The sequence below is a fragment of the Maritalea porphyrae genome (assembly GCF_030159895.1).
In the GTDB taxonomy this organism is placed as follows: Bacteria; Pseudomonadota; Alphaproteobacteria; order Rhizobiales; family Devosiaceae; genus Maritalea; species Maritalea porphyrae.
In genome coordinates, this window is record NZ_BSNI01000002.1 from 2208701 (window position 1) to 2223991 (window position 15291).

At 49.6% G+C, this 15291-nt stretch carries 14 protein-coding genes; 5 read left to right on the forward strand and 9 right to left on the reverse strand.

Features of this window, described 5'->3' with window-relative positions; all coding sequences use genetic code 11:
* Positions 1-333 precede the first annotated feature (333 nt).
* Positions 334-849 carry an outer membrane protein gene (locus tag QQL65_RS14145; RefSeq protein WP_284365605.1) on the forward strand — a complete coding sequence of 172 codons (516 nt, stop codon included), beginning with the start codon at positions 334-336 and terminating at the stop codon, positions 847-849.
* A gap of 142 nt (positions 850-991) precedes the next feature.
* On the opposite strand, the gene QQL65_RS14150 is transcribed toward QQL65_RS14145, so the two are convergent.
* The 5 genes from QQL65_RS14150 to QQL65_RS14170 all read right to left on the reverse strand — a co-directional run bounded on the left by QQL65_RS14150 (position 992) and on the right by QQL65_RS14170 (position 5060).
* Positions 992-1363: a DUF4342 domain-containing protein gene (locus QQL65_RS14150; RefSeq protein WP_284365606.1), complete on the reverse strand. Its 372-nt coding sequence runs from the start codon at positions 1361-1363 to the stop codon at positions 992-994.
* Positions 1364-1504: 141 nt separating this feature from the next.
* Complete coding sequence (locus QQL65_RS14155; protein WP_284365607.1) at positions 1505-2254, reverse strand: glycosyltransferase family 2 protein; 750 nt, start codon at positions 2252-2254, stop codon at positions 1505-1507.
* A gap of 138 nt (positions 2255-2392) precedes the next feature.
* Positions 2393-3322 (reverse strand): hypothetical protein, encoded by a 930-nt coding sequence (locus QQL65_RS14160; RefSeq protein ID WP_284365608.1) that lies wholly within the window; start codon positions 3320-3322, stop codon positions 2393-2395.
* Between the two features lie 70 nt (positions 3323-3392).
* A complete protein-coding gene (locus tag QQL65_RS14165; protein ID WP_284365609.1) occupies positions 3393-4742 on the reverse strand; it encodes a pyridoxal phosphate-dependent decarboxylase family protein in 1350 nt (449 codons plus the stop codon).
* 9 nt (positions 4743-4751) lie between these two features.
* Positions 4752-5060 carry an ArsR/SmtB family transcription factor gene (locus QQL65_RS14170; RefSeq protein WP_284365610.1) on the reverse strand — a complete coding sequence of 103 codons (309 nt, stop codon included), beginning with the start codon at positions 5058-5060 and terminating at the stop codon, positions 4752-4754.
* Positions 5061-5140: 80 nt separating this feature from the next.
* Here QQL65_RS14170 and QQL65_RS14175 point away from each other — a divergent pair, with 80 nt between their 5' ends.
* The 3 genes from QQL65_RS14175 to QQL65_RS14185 are packed head-to-tail and all read left to right on the forward strand — an operon-like array spanning position 5141 to position 6504.
* Entirely contained in the window at positions 5141-5548 is a 408-nt protein-coding gene (locus tag QQL65_RS14175; protein ID WP_284365611.1) for a DUF1801 domain-containing protein, read from the forward strand.
* 59 nt (positions 5549-5607) lie between these two features.
* The gene (locus QQL65_RS14180) at positions 5608-6033 is read left to right on the forward strand and encodes a DUF1801 domain-containing protein (RefSeq protein WP_284365612.1); all 426 of its coding nucleotides are present in this window, start codon (positions 5608-5610) and stop codon (positions 6031-6033) included.
* A gap of 9 nt (positions 6034-6042) precedes the next feature.
* Positions 6043-6504, forward strand: coding sequence for an SRPBCC family protein (locus tag QQL65_RS14185; protein WP_284365613.1), 462 nt, complete (start codon positions 6043-6045; stop codon positions 6502-6504).
* Here the strand turns inward: QQL65_RS14185 and QQL65_RS14190 are convergent.
* Positions 6501-7193 (reverse strand): DUF4336 domain-containing protein, encoded by a 693-nt coding sequence (locus QQL65_RS14190; RefSeq protein WP_284365614.1) that lies wholly within the window; start codon positions 7191-7193, stop codon positions 6501-6503. The two genes, QQL65_RS14185 and QQL65_RS14190, sit on opposite strands and share 4 nt — an antisense overlap.
* Before the next feature lie 375 nt (positions 7194-7568).
* Here QQL65_RS14190 and QQL65_RS14195 point away from each other — a divergent pair, with 375 nt between their 5' ends.
* Positions 7569-9044, forward strand: coding sequence for an AMP nucleosidase (locus QQL65_RS14195; RefSeq protein ID WP_284365615.1), 1476 nt, complete (start codon positions 7569-7571; stop codon positions 9042-9044).
* A gap of 22 nt (positions 9045-9066) precedes the next feature.
* Here the strand turns inward: QQL65_RS14195 and QQL65_RS14200 are convergent, their stop codons facing one another.
* The 3 genes from QQL65_RS14200 to aspS all read right to left on the reverse strand — a co-directional run bounded on the left by QQL65_RS14200 (position 9067) and on the right by aspS (position 15200).
* A complete protein-coding gene (locus QQL65_RS14200) occupies positions 9067-11355 on the reverse strand; it encodes an NADP-dependent malic enzyme (protein ID WP_284365616.1) in 2289 nt (762 codons plus the stop codon).
* A 119-nt stretch (positions 11356-11474) separates the two neighbouring features.
* A complete protein-coding gene (locus QQL65_RS14205) occupies positions 11475-13301 on the reverse strand; it encodes an EAL domain-containing protein (protein ID WP_284365617.1) in 1827 nt (608 codons plus the stop codon).
* A gap of 126 nt (positions 13302-13427) precedes the next feature.
* Positions 13428-15200 (reverse strand): aspartate--tRNA ligase, encoded by a 1773-nt coding sequence (aspS, locus tag QQL65_RS14210; RefSeq protein ID WP_284365618.1) that lies wholly within the window; start codon positions 15198-15200, stop codon positions 13428-13430.
* Positions 15201-15291: the final 91 nt, after the last annotated feature.

Consider the following 15291-nt stretch of genomic DNA (forward strand, 5'->3'; position numbering starts at 1 on the left):
AAAAACTCAATAGCACGAGGCGTTTATCGTCTCATTTAGAATCAAAATTTGAACGAGATCATAAACGCCTCGTGCATCCGCAACTATTGCAAAACCGATGAAGCGATTCTGCTCCTCGGGTAGCTAGGCATGCTCACTGTTCACAAATGCACGCTAAGTATGCACGTACGTAGATACTATTACTGGCAAATTCAGTCTTAACCAAAACACAGAAAGACTTGAAAAACATGCGACATATCGCCCAAATCCTTGCCTTTCACTGTTGACCAAAAACGAACACTACCGTAAACAAATTCATGATTAACAATTTATGAATATGTTTATGGGGGCGTTATGTCTTTTCTAAAATCAACATTGCTTGCGACAGCAGCAGCTCTAATATCGACATCAGCATATGCAGCAGATCCTGTGGCGAACCCGTCAACCGGATTTGATTGGGATGGTTTCTACGCTGGTGTTGGCGTAACCGGCACCAGCTTTTCAAATGGCGGCCCTGCCGAAACAGTTGGCTTCGTCGATGCCATTATCGGCTTCAACGTAACCAATGACCAAATTCTCTTCGGACTTGAAGGCTGGATTGGCGCATACGCTGACTCCTCATCAACCGGAACCGGCGGCGGCGTTGAAGCACGTGTTGGTTACCTCGCCAATCCGGATATGCTGATCTACACCGGCGTTGGTCGTTATCACTTCGATGCTGGTGGTCAGTACACAACTGTTGGTCTTGGTGCTGAGTTCGTCGTGGGCGATAACGTGACAATCGACACCGAATACAAGTATTGGGGCTGGTCCAATACCGGCTTCACCGGCCACAGCATCGGTGCATCAGCTAACTGGCATTTCGAATAGGTCCAATTAGACCCTTGAATTCGATAAACGCCCGGCCTTTGCGTCGGGCGTTTTTGCATCCAGCACAAAAAAAGCCCCGGCAAAAACCGGGGCAATATTTGGGAGGTCATCTTAAGTTGTCTTCATGCTAGGCCAGCAAAAGTTAAGACTTTGCCTTCTTCTTCTTTTTCTTTTTAGGCGCATCTTCTGCATCTGATTCACCAGGCTCTGTTTCTGCATCGCGGATAACTTCGATCTTGACCTTAGCCAACACGCCCGCAAGGCCACCAAGAATGGCCAACCAGGGCGCCGCAAGCACCACCACGCCGCCGACAACCACACTGCCGGTCAATGGCACTTCGATCATCATATCGTCGTTCGCAGATCGAATTCGCAGCTTGCGTACATTGCCCTCTGAGACCAACCGCGTGATCTCTTCAACAAGCTTGCTGCCTGCCACTTCTATTTCTTCTGCAAAGCTTTCCCAACCATCTTTGGGCTCGTCAGATTTCTTGCGCTTGTCATCAACCATCATCGGTCTCCTTTGCTGCACTGTTACCAAAGGATGTGGGAAATAATGAGCAAACAACAAGGCACCCAACCGCGTTTTATTGCAATTGGATGCCTTGAAATGCCACATTTACTGCCTTATTGGGCACAAAATGCTTGAATTTGCTTAGTTTTCACCACCAGGGCGAACGTCTGTATAGTCCTTGGTCGCCGGTTTCCCGCGAAATGTAACCCAGAAGAAGTTCAAAACGTAGACGCCAGCGGTCTGGAATACGCCCTCTTCCGCCAAGCGACGACCTGAGGTGCGCATAGGCAATTTAAATGTCCATTTCACAGGACCAACCTTTGATAGCCGCACAGCGATATCTGTGTCTTCGCCGTAAAATGAAATTGTCGTGTCATATCCACCAGCCTTCAGCCAAGCGGATCGGCGGATCACAAAGTTGCCGCCTTGGATCATCGAACCAACTTTGAGCACAAAACGATTGAGCAGATAAACCATGTAGGACAGATAGTAGAACAAGCGCACTAGGAAGCGGTTCCATAGTGAAAGATCATAATAGATATATGGGCCGCTCAACCCAACCAATTCGGGCTGCTTTTCGAATGTCGACATGACGGTTTCGATCCAACCATCTGGCAGCTCGGTGTCCGCGTCCAGATTGGCAACTAGCTCGGCAGTTGATGCATTGAACCCCGCGCGACGCGCATAGACGAGGCCTTTATCAAACTCATCGACAACAGTTACGCCGTCAAAACCTTCAGCAATTTCTTTGGTGCGATCCGTGGATGCATTGTTGACCACGATAATCTCGCATTCAACACCAGACTCTTTCACTCGTTTGGTCACAGATTCCAAACAACGTCCGATTAGGCCCTCTTCATTAAAGGCCGGAATTACAAATGCCAGTTGCATGTGAGCTCCTTTTTTCGGCAGCCCAATCAACTGAGATGCCCGCCGCTTCGCTCAAAAACTTATCCTCGCCACCTTATTACAACTTATAATAGGTGCAAATTGCGATGCTGCGCGGGGGTTATGCCTACAAATGCCAGATTATTCAACCCCGAAGTGCTTGAATACCCGCATTGCAAATAACGTAACCCAGCGACTGGGTTGGCCAGCGCGCTCCATATTGAAGTGAGATTGCCCAGGAATTTTTGCCTGCACATTCCAAAGTCGATCTTTGCGCCGCTTCTGCTGCAAGACTTCAATCGCCGGCTGCAAACGTTGATCCCAAGGATGATCTGCGCGTTGCAGGTAATCAAGGGCGCGCAGAATGCTGTAGTACCAACGGTAAGGATAGGACAATTTCAAAAACCGTGGATCAATCACCTCGCCTGTTCTGTCCGACAAAAACAGTTGATGCACCAACAAGAACTCTTCCGAATGCCCCATGGCACTTATAATTTCGTCACTTCGATAGCGATAGCCACCATTCAAATAGCGCTGAAAGCCCTCAAGAACAGAACAGGTGGTGTGGAGGGAGGAATGGTGCGGCTTACCGCGGTTAGACCGACAGTTAAAGCCGCCATCGGCCATATGTTGGGCCAACACAAAATCGACAATAGAGCGCAACTCAGTTTCATCAGCACCAAAATAGCAAGCAAAGTTCAAAAACATGCCATTCACGCAAACATCGCTTTTGCCCTCTTTGCCAATTGGCAACATGCCACCATCGGTTTTCGATTTGTTGTGGCTCAGAACATGGGCAATGTCGGACTTGATGGCTGAAATCTCGGGTGAAATCTCGATGTTACACAAATCAAGAAGGGTATAATGGGAGGAGACCCATTTGGGCTGGTAGTAGGACTGCCCCCAACCACCTTTGGGATTGCGGGCATCCATAAACTGTTTGCCCCACCCTTCGGTGGCGATCCGGGCCTGCAAATCAGGGCGGTCTTCGCCAAGCAAATCACGACGCGTTTGAAATTCAACTGCAACATCGCCACTGTGCAGCCAGTCGATAATCTCGTCGTCGTTCATTGCCTAAACCCTCCACACAAGGTGAAGCATAGGATCTGGTTAATCTGTGCGAAATGATCGACGTCAAACGCTAGATTGTTGCCAACGCCTTCTCAATTGCGGCAATGGCCCGATCAATGTCTTCGTCAGTGGTCCGCCAAGAAGAAACAGACAAGCGAAATACGTCGTCACCGTTCCATTTAGAAGGACCAAACCAAATCTCACCACTTGCACTAATCGACTTCAGCAACGCTTCATTTTTCAGGCTATCGCCAAGTGTGCAAAGCACTTGATTGATAGCAACATCATTCAGCACGGTCACACCGATACCACGCAAACCATGTGACAATCGCTGCGCTTGCTCACAATGGCGCGTGACCATGTCGTCAACCCCCTGACGCCCCAAGGAACGCAAAGCGGCCCAAATGGGAATTCCCCGCGCACGTCGCGAAAACTCAAGCACCAAGTTCTTTTGAGCAAAAGGCTCTGCTGTGGAGTACACGGCATCCGAGTTCAGCGTTTCAGCAAATTCATCGGCATGTTTGCAGATTGCCATTGCCCCATCATAGGGCGTGTTGAGCCATTTGTGTCCGTCAGTCGTCCAACTGTCGGCAAGCTCAACCCCAGTCGTCAAATGCTTCTTCGCAGCACTCGCGCGGGCCCACAACCCAAACGCACCATCCACGTGCACCCAAGCGCCAGCTTTGTGGGCAATGTCGATGATTTGGGTAAATGGATCAAATCCACCTTTGTTTACTTCACCAGCTTGCAAACACACAATGGTCATGTCATCGATTTCGGGCAACTTGGCCAAGTCCACCAAGCCATCATGATTGGTCGGCGCAACTATGAGCCGGTTGAGGCCAAACCCAAGCAATCTTGCAGCTTTCTTGATGGTGATGTGAATGGTTTCCGATACCATCAGTTTGACCTCTGGCGCGCCGATAAGCCCATCTGCGTCGATGTCCCAACCTTTGCGTTTCAGCAATGCCCTGCGTGCCACCGCAAGCATAGAAAGCCCACACGCCGTTGCACTGGTGCCAAAACCAATTCGGCTTTCCCGTGGCAGGTCCAAAATGTCGAGCACCCATTTGGTCGCAACATCTTCAATTTTTGCGGCCACCGGCGAATTCACAAAAGAAGACCCACATTGATCCCATGCAGACGCGAGTCGCTCTGCAGCAGCAGCGGCAGGCAGTGTTGCGCCAATGACAAAACCAAAATATCGGCCACCATTCGAAGTAACTGTTGCTGGCGTGCCAAATTCATCAAGCAAATTAAGCGTGTCGGCTGGGTCGCTCGTTTGGGTTGGCAACTCCTCATCAAAACGCGTCAAACCTTTAATTGCCGCATCATCTGGAAAAACACGCCGCGTTTTCACGCTGGCGATATAGTCAGCAGCAAAGCGATCCGCCTTATTCATCAAGTCAATCTCGATCACAATTTTCCCCTACAACTCTGCGGCAACGCGCTTTGCCATTTTTTGAATGGCTTCTTCATCTCGTTTGTAAAATGTCCATTTTTTAATGCGCTTAGGCACAATCAACCCTGCGTCACGCAGCAGAGCCAAATGAGCAGATGCTGTGGGGGCACTCACACCCAACTTGTCAGCAATGAACCCGGAACAGACACCATCTTTGACCAAATCCCCGTCGACCTGCGGCGGGAAATGCGCTTCCGGGTCTTTCAACCACTCAAGTACTTTCAGTCGTTTCTCATGCGCCAATGCGTTGGCGACAAATGCAAAATCTTCGTCCATGATTTAGTCAATTAGCTTATTGACTAACTGGAAACAAGGAAAATCTTGACCCAAGCGTACGCAATGTGAAAATTGGCCCCATGACAGAACAGAAAACACCAGAACAGTTCTTGGCTTCAATTGAAGACAAAAACCGACAAGAAGATTGCAACAAAATCCACGAAATGATGGCGCGTATTTCTGGCTGGGATGCCAAGATGTGGGGCCCCTGCGTCATTGGCTATTCAAGCTATAAGTACAAGTATAAGAGTGGTCATTCCGGCGAAACTTTCCGTATCGGCTTTGCAAACCGCAAAACCCAGATAACGCTCTATATCCTTTGGTATCCGGACAAGGATGACCCACTACTTGCAAGCCTTGGCAAGCACAAGGTGGGCAAAGGTTGCTTATATATCAAGCGATTAAGCGATGTGGATGAATCAGTTCTTGAAGCGCTGATTCAGCGTGCGGTCTCAGAGTTTGGCAATCGCAGCGAAGTGACCGAATAGCCTAGCGAACTGGAAAGCCACAGCAATTTGTGGTTACATCAATCGCAGGGGATAAAGAGATGGCGAAAAATCAAAATAAGACGCAAGAAACCGATGCAAGCGTTGATGAATATCTCATGCAAATTGAGAACGATGAAAAGCGAGCAGATTGCTTTAGAATCAGAGAGATGATGGAACGCATTGTCGGCGCGCCGGCAAAAATGTGGGGAACCGCTATCATTGGATTTGGCAACTATCACTACAAATACGAAAGTGGCCGCGAAGGTGACTTCATGCGCTCTGGTTTTGCGGCACGAAAAGCAAACATTGTTCTATATATTATGGCTGGCTTTTCGGAGTATGAAGCCTTGCTTGAAAAAATGGGCCCGTACAAACACGGCAAAAGCTGTTTATACATCAAACGCTTGAGCGATTTGGATGAATCAGTTCTCGAAGAAATCATTACGCGATCAGTGGCCTATATGGCTGAGAAATATCCAGAATAGGAACCAAGCATGCCAACCATCACTATTTCAAAGCACTATAACGCCTCACCCGAAATCGCGTTCGACACAGTTTCTGATTTCCCAAACGCCGCACAGTTCGTTGATGGCATCAAAGAGGTGAAAATGCTGACCGATGGCCCCGTCGCTATTGGCACAAAAGTCAAAGAAACCCGCATCATGATGGGCCGCGAGGCCAGTGAAGTGATGGAAGTCACGGTGATGGATCGCCCTTCACGTTTTGTCGTAGAAGCATTTAGCCACGGCACCAAATATGTGACCAGCTACGATATTGAGCCGGAAGACGATGGCTCAAAGGTGATGCTCACCTTTAAAGCGACGCCTCAGACTATTATCTCAAAAATCCTCGCAGCGTTGTTTTCGAAAATGATCTCGACAGTCGCTGATTTGATGGAAAAGGATTTGATCCAAGCAGGCGAAGAGGCTGAGCGGCGCTCAAAAGAAGCCGCCTAACGCAACAAACCGACCCACGCTTGGGCAAACTTTTCCCGTGCGGCAATGCCTTCATAAATCGCACCGTGAGACATGATAATTCGCTCAAATGGCCACGCCTTTGCACGTTCAATGCCGGCAAGAAACACCGATTTATCGCCGGCGGCAAACTTGTGGTAAAATGGCAGTGACAATTCGCCGAATTTCGCGACCAACCGAAAGAACAATGTCTCACTGGGATACTGATCACCTTGATAGTGATAAATCATATCCGCAGTGATTAGTGTTTTGCTTGGCGAATGAAAAAACACCGTTTCTCGAATGCCGTGTCCTTTGAGAGCAATTTGCTCAAGTTCACCGCTGCTCACCACTGGATTGCCGTCGTCCAACAATTGATGGTCTGGTAATTCGCCTTTTAGTTTTTCGGCTAAACCCTTAGGCGCCCAGCATTGAGCGTTCGGAAATCTCTTGGCGCAAGCCATAAAGAAAAGGTGGTGAAACAGATTTGGCGCCACAATGCGTGCAACCGCGCCAAGCGCTTCGATTTGGTCGCTCAACTGATCATCAATCATCGTCGGAGAATGGATGAACAATTGACCATCCCCGAACCGCACAATGGTCATGCGCACGGAACCTTTAACGCCCAGAATGACGAAACTGTCTTCAACAACCCAAATATTTTCATCAATCTTGCGCAGTTGCGAAGGCATATCCCTATCCCGAAACGGTCATATGTTCACAAAGACTAACCACCATAAACGAAAAAAGCCAATGCAATTAATGCATTGGCCAAATATTGGAGATCTTGGTTTGGGTCGCCATCGGACATGGTTGAGGGCTGCAAAGGGGGACATGTCCGACAGCGACCTAAGCGGTCGACAAAGGGCAATAAGCCAACCGCACAAAACCGATATGGTGCTCCCATTCTGTGATTAAAGAGGCGTCACATTCTTGTGATCAAAAAATCTTCTGATTGTGCATAAAGACAAAACCAAAAACACCAGATATGCTTTCGCAATGTTGGCACCAAAACCAATTGCTTGGTGCAGCAGAACGAAAAAAACAAAAACAATAATGGAGTTCAAATGGATATACTTCGCCCAGAACCTTTGCCGGAAAAATCTTTCAGTGACCCCTATATGGCTCGCGACTATGTGGCTGAGATTTACAACCGCAATACGCAGTTTATTCGCGACGCGGTGCAAGAACTTTCCAAAGGCAACCCGCCAAAAGGGCGTGTTCGGGCAACATATCCGATGGCAAAAGTGCGTTCACGCAGTTTCCAAAAGATCGATTCACATTTGCCGTATGGCTTTCTGCACTCGCCTGGTATTTATCAAACAACTATTTCTGAACCTGAGCTCTTCAAATACTATCTCACCGCGCAGTTCGCCCAGCTTTTGAAGAATCACGAGTGCGAGATAGTTATTAGTGAGTCAGATACACCGATTCCGGTCCATTTTGCGCTCGACCCGACTACAACACTGGATGGCGAAGCTATCAACGCATTGGGCATCCCGTTGCGCGACATTTTCGATGCGCCAGATTTGGCACATACGGACGATGAAATCGCCAACGGCACGTTCATTCCTCCACAGGGAGGCCCCTACCCGTTGGCAGCATTTACAGCGCCGCGCGTGGACTATTCGTTGCATCGCTTGTCGCACTACACCGCAACGCAGCCCGAGCATTTCCAAAATTTCGTGCTGTTCACCAACTATAGCTTCTATATCGAAGAGTTTTGCCGCCTAGCACACAAATGGATGGAAGAAGGTCACCCCGACTACCACGCATTTGTCGAGCCTGGAAACGTCATCACGCACAACAAAAATGTAGGCGAAGCCCCTACTGGCAAAAAACCGCCACGGGAACCGCAAATGCCAGCCTATCACCTCAAAGCAAAGCACGGATCTGGTATTACGATGGTCAATATTGGTGTTGGCCCATCAAATGCCAAAACCATCACTGACCATATTGCAGTGCTGCGCCCTCACGCTTGGGTTATGCTTGGGCACTGCGCTGGGCTGCGAAACTCGCAGGAGTTAGGTGACTATGTTCTTGCCCATGCCTATGTGCGCGAAGACCACGTTCTCGATGCGGATCTACCAATTTCAGTACCGATTCCCGCCCTTGCTGAAGTTCAAGTCGCCCTAGAACAGGCGGTCGGTGAAATCACCGAGCTTACCGGAATGGACAAAAAACGGATCATGCGCACTGGAACGGTAGCGACTTTTGACAACCGGAATTGGGAATTGCGCGACCAAAACGAAATTGCACAGCGATTGTCGCAATCACGTGCTATCGCACTAGATATGGAAAGTGCAACGATCGCTGCGAACGGTTTTAGGTTCCGCGTACCATATGGCACGCTCTTGTGTGTTTCAGACAAACCGCTACATGGCGAATTGAAACTGCCTGGCATGGCCAGCGATTTCTACCGCACCCAAGTTTCAAAACACTTGGAAATCGGCATACGCGCAATGGAAATATTGCGTCAACAGCCCGCCCACTCAATCCATTCCCGCAAACTCAGATCGTTCGCGGAAACGGCATTTCAGTAGGCTTTGCAAGGTGTTGCGGACGTTACTTCGCGTCCGCACCAACTGCTTCTGACACAGCGACGGCGGTCATATTGACGATGCCGCGGCTGGTAACAGATGGCGACAAGATGTGCGCGGGTTTTGCCGTGCCCATCAAAATCGGACCAACGGACAAAGCGTCGTTAAGCTCTTTAATGAGTGTCATCGACAAGTTGGCAGCGTCCAGATTCGGGAACAACAGCAAGTTGGCTTCACCTTTCAAATCGCTGCTCGGAATATAGCGTTCGCGCAACATTTGGTTGAGCGCCAAATCGCCTTGCATCTCACCTTCAATGATCATTTCAGGTGCCGCAGCTTTCAGCTTATTGTAGGCCAAGCGCATCTTCTTAGAGGTTTCGCCATCACGCGAGCCAAAGTTCGAATAGCTAAGCAACGCGGCCTTGGCTTCAATGTTGAAGCGCTTCAAGTGATCCTGCGCCTGCAAGGCAATTTCCACAAGCTCATCTGGGCTTGGATCCATGGTCACATAAGTATCAGCGAAGAAGAACACACCGCGACGCATAATCAGCATAGAAAGCGCGGAGACATCGCTGGCGCTCTCATCGAGACCAATTATCGACTTGATGTCGCGCACGTGCTTGATGTAGCGCCCTTGCAAGCCACAAATCAAAGCATCCGCTTCACCACGTTTAACCGCAAGCGCACCAATCACAGTGGTGTTGGTCCGCACAATCGTCCGCGCAGTATCTGGTGTCACGCCAGAGCGGCCAACAAGTGAGTGGAACAGATCAACATAATCGCGATAACGCGGATCATCTTCGGGGTTGATCACTTCAACATCTTTGCCCAACTCAAGGTTCAGGCCAAACTTTTCAATCCGGTGCTCAATCACTGCTGGACGGCCAATAAGAATTGGCTTGGCAATGCCATCTTCAAGTGCAACCTGCGCTGCACGCAACACCCGCTCATCTTCGCCATCTGCATAGACGACGCGCTTGTTGCTTGACCGCGCCATATCGATAATTGGCTTCATCACCATACCTGAGCGGAACACGAAACGGTTCAAACGATCATGGTATGCGTCAAAATCCTCGATGGGGCGAGTTGCAACGCCGCTCTCCATTGCCGCTTTGGCAACCGCAGGAGCAATACGCAAGATTAAGCGCTGATCAAATGGATTTGGAATTAGGTATTCTGGGCCGAACGTTGCGCCTGCTTCTGCTGTCGATGCCTCAAGCGCAGGCTCATGCGCCAGTTTGGCAATGGCGTGTACCGCCGCCATCTTCATTTCTTCATTGATGGCGGTTGCGCCAACATCTAGCGCGCCGCGGAACATAAACGGGAAGCACAAAACGTTGTTCACTTGGTTCGGATAGTCAGAGCGGCCAGTGCACATCATCGCATCTGGACGCGCTTCTTTCGCCAATTCAGGCATAATCTCAGGAATTGGGTTGGCCAAAGCCATTACCAAGGGATTCGGCGCCATTTTTTTGAGCAATTCAGGCTTCAATACGCCCGCAGCGCTCAATCCAACAAACACGTCGGCGTTGTCCATGACTTCCGCCATGGTGGTTTTATCTGTGTCTTGCGCAAAAGCTGCCCGCCAACGATCCATCGAATTCAAGCGATTTTTGGTCACCAAACCATCACGGTCCGCCACCCAAATATTTTCGCGTTTCGCACCAAGGCTTATCAACAAGTTCAAGCAGGCAATTGCTGCAGCCCCTGCCCCTGATGTGACGATTTTGACGTCTTCAATCTTCTTTTTGGCTAGTCGCAAACCGTTGATAACAGCAGCGGCCACAATAATGGCGGTACCGTGCTGATCATCATGGAATACCGGAATTTCCATGCGCTCGCGCAGCGCTTCTTCGACTTCAAAACACTCAGGCGCTTTGATGTCTTCTAGGTTGATACCGCCAAATGTTGGCTCAAGCGGTGCAATGACATCAACAAGTTTGCCCGGGTCTTCTTCATCGATTTCAATGTCGAAAACATCAATGCCGGCAAATTTTTTGAAAAGGACAGCCTTTCCTTCCATCACGGGCTTAGAAGCCAGCGCGCCGATCGCACCAAGACCCAAAACTGCGGTGCCGTTTGAAATAACGGCAACAAGATTTCCACGTGACGTGTAGTCAGAAACGGTAGCCGGATTTTTGGCTATTTCTTCGCACGGTGCCGCAACACCTGGTGAATAAGCTAGTGCTAGATCGCGTTGGTTACCCAGAGGCTTTGTGGGTCTAATTTCCAGTTTACCCGGCTTCGGATATTTATGAAAATGCAGTGCTGCTTCGTGAATTGAATTTTGCGCATCACGTGGATCTTGCGTCATCAAGCTTACCTCTTTGAAATTGCTGATCTGGTCTGCCACTAAACCGGCAAAAAGAAAAGCGTCAGATCAGCTTTCACGCCCAATTTATACTTTAGTATGATTTTGGATACAGGCAAGCACTACGAGGCCGCAGCTTTTTCACCCTCATTGTCGGACGATTCATCACCGCCAATCATGATTTCTTCTTCTTGCTCAACAACGGGCGCCACATAATCCGGATCATCATCGGCGCCCGTCGCTTCACTTGTTTCTAGTTCGGCTGCGCCCTCAATTCCCGGCATGTCGCCATAGTCGACACCAATTTCGCGATGTTCATCATCAACAAAGCCAACAAGGTCATCGACCTTGGCTTGATCCAGTTCGTCAATAAGCTGAACTTCTTCATTGTTCATGCGCTCGGCAAGTGCCAGATAGGCATCGACAGGCAGCGCAGGCGCGAACAAAAATCCTTGAGCCTGGCGTATGCCTTTTTTGCGCAAATAGAGCGCCTGCTCTTCAGTTTCAACACCTTCAGCAATGATCTCGGTACCCAAATCGTTGGCCATGCTAATCAGTGCATCAACAACGGGAACGGGTTGGTTGCGATGCTTGATCAGTTCGACAAAAACACGATCAATTTTCACAATGTCGATACCAAGCTTTTGGATGTAAGCAAGGTTCGAGTGCCCGGTGCCTGCATCATCAAGCGCAACCTTCGAACCAAGATCACGCAATGCGTGAATCACCGCATTTACACCGCCCATGTCGGACAATGGTTGCCGTTCGGTAATTTCAAATACCAATTGGCTATATCGAATATTGGTAGCACCAAAAATCGATTGCACATCCTCAACGATCGAACCATCACGGAAATGACGCTCAAACAAGTTGATGCCAACTTTAAGGTGCGCATGGCGATCGCATAAATCTTCCAAGTCGTCTCGCACCTGCTCCATCAATGACAAAGTCATTGGAATCGCCAAGCCGCTTAGCTCTGCATATTCGATGAATGCGCCCGGTGATATGACTTCGCCATTTGGCTTCTCCCAACGGATCAATACTTCACAACCGGCAATATGGCCCGTCTGCAAATCGATCACTGGCTGGTAGCGCGGACGGAGCTCTCCATCATTGATTGCGCGCTCAAGATCAAATGTGGGCGCTTGTGAGCGTCGTACATATTGCACGCATAGCCACAAGAAAATGCAGCTCGCCAAACTCGCAACAAGCGTGAAGCCAATCTGAAGGTCCGCATATTCTGCTGCAATCAAATCAAGAGGGATCGCAGCGGATACAGAAATTGGCACATTTTGCGCCACTTGCTGTGCAAACAGAAAGTTCTCTTGAGGGTGTGGATCGTCAAAATAGCGCGCCGGATCACCAAACTCAAAAATTGTCAGGCCGCTGGTGAGCGCGAAACGCGTCATGATCGACTTTTCAACCGCACCATGACCATCATCAAACATGTGTGCGTTAATCGGCACAAATGTTGAAACTTCTTTGCCTGGACGCACCCGCAACGACACTTTGAGCAGCGGAAACGCATTGTCGTCGATGCGGACGACCGTCATTTCCTGCGGCCCGCCCGGCATGCTCATGGTCGGGGTAATCGCAGTATAGCTGAACTTATCGCCATAAAGCGCACACTGCAGCGCCCCATCCGTCGAATTCACGATCAACTGACGCATCAAATAGTTTGCGCGCATTTCAGCCGCCGCCGCGCGATAAAAGGTAGGTGTGCACAATGAAGGGCTACGGGCGGTTAGGCTCTGCAAAGATTCTGTAGCGGATTCGACGGTGCGCTGTGTTTCCTCAACAATGCCATTAATTGACATTTTGATCTCTTGCATACCGCGCATGCGCACATAAGCGTCCATCAAATAGTCGACAGAGATAACCGGCGCGAACGCAAGGATCGCACTGAAGAACATCAGGACATGTGAAATCCGTGATTTCAAATCGGCCACGCAACGTAACTGTTGACTACACCTAGCTTGTACTGAACTAGGATTAACACCGAATTAACCAAAGGCGGCGCCGTGATCTCTCACGGCGCCGCCAATACATTAAATATCAAAGACTTAGCGAAACCGCTATTCCTTCGGCAAGTTCAGCCGAATGCTCAATTCGCGCAACTGGCGAGCCGAAACGTCAGATGGCGCGCCCATCAACAAATCTTCAGCTTGCTGATTCATTGGGAATGCTGTCACTTCGCGCAAGTTTTCTTCGCCACACAACAGCATCACGATACGATCGATGCCTGGTGCAATACCACCGTGCGGTGGCGCGCCATATTCCATAGCACGCAACATGCCGCCAAACTTCTCATACAAAATGCTTTCATCATAACCAGCGATGTCGAAGGCTTTTTTCATAATTTCCGGACGGTGGTTCCGAATCGCACCAGAGCTTAGCTCGAAGCCATTGCAAACAATGTCGTATTGGTAGGCATTGATGGTCAGAGGGTCTTGGTTTTCCAAAGCATCCAAGCCACCTTGTGGCATTGAGAATGGGTTGTGAGAGAAGTCGACGCGTTTTTCGTCTTCGTTCCACTCAAACATTGGGAAATCAACGATCCAGCAGAGGTCAAAGCGGTCTTTGTCGATTAAGTCGAGATCTGTACCCACCTTTGTGCGGGCAGCACCGGCAAAGCTTACAAATTTGGATGGGACGCCACATGCGAAGAACACCGCATCGCCATCTTTAAGACCAAGCTGATCACGGATCGCTGCGGTGCGCTCAGGGCCGATATTCTTAGCAATCGGGCCAGCACCCTCACCGTCACGGAAGAAGATGTAGCCAAGACCTGGCTGACCTTCGCCCTGTGCCCACTTGTTCATACGGTCACAGAATGCGCGTGATCCGCCAGTTGGTGCTGGGATTGCCCAAACTTCAACTTTTGGGTCGTTCGCAATTTGGTTGGCGAAAACACCAAAACCAGACCCCGCGAAGTGCTCTGTTACCGCTTCCATTTCAATTGGGTTACGCAGGTCTGGCTTGTCGTTACCGTATTTACGCATCGATTCTGCGTATGGAATGCGTGGGAATTCTTTAGTGACGGGCTTGCCTTCACCAAACTCTTCAAACACGCCGCGCAAAACAGGCTCAATTGCTTGGAACACGTCTTCTTGTTCCACAAAGCTCATTTCAATATCGAGCTGGTAAAATTCACCCGGTGAACGGTCAGCACGCGCATCTTCGTCGCGGAAGCACGGCGCGATTTGGAAATAGCGGTCAAAGCCGGAGATCATCAGCAATTGCTTGAACTGCTGCGGCGCTTGTGGCAACGCATAAAATTTACCGGGATGCAAACGAGATGGCACCAAGAAATCACGCGCGCCTTCTGGGCTAGAAGCCGTAAGGATTGGCGTTTGATATTCCATAAAGCCTTGCTCAACCATGGTTGAACGCAGGTGGGAAATGATCTTAGAACGCATCACGATATTGTTGTGGATCCGTTCGCGACGCAAATCCAAGAAGCGGTGTTTAAGTCGAATATCTTCGGGGTATTCTTGATCGCCAAACACGGGCATTGGCAATTCTTTTGCAGCGCCAAGTACTTCGATATCGCGAATGAACACTTCCACATCGCCTGTGGGCAAATCTGCGTTCGCTGTGCCTTCTGCGCGGTCCTTAACTTCACCATCCAATCGGATAACAAATTCTGAGCGCAATGTTTCAGCCAAGCCGAACGCATTCGAATCTGGGTCAACAACACATTGTGTCATGCCGTAATGGTCGCGGAGGTCAATGAACAGAACCCCGCCATGATCTCGAACACGGTGTACCCAGCCTGAAAGCCGAACAGTTTCACCAACATGAGTTTTGCGCAAATCAGCACAAGTATGGCTACGATAGCGATGCATTTTCAATACCAATCCCGGTAATCCGTTTGGGAAATTTTGCGCGGAAAAGCGCATGATGTGCGCCATTTGTCAAGCATCTGCACCCAAATCG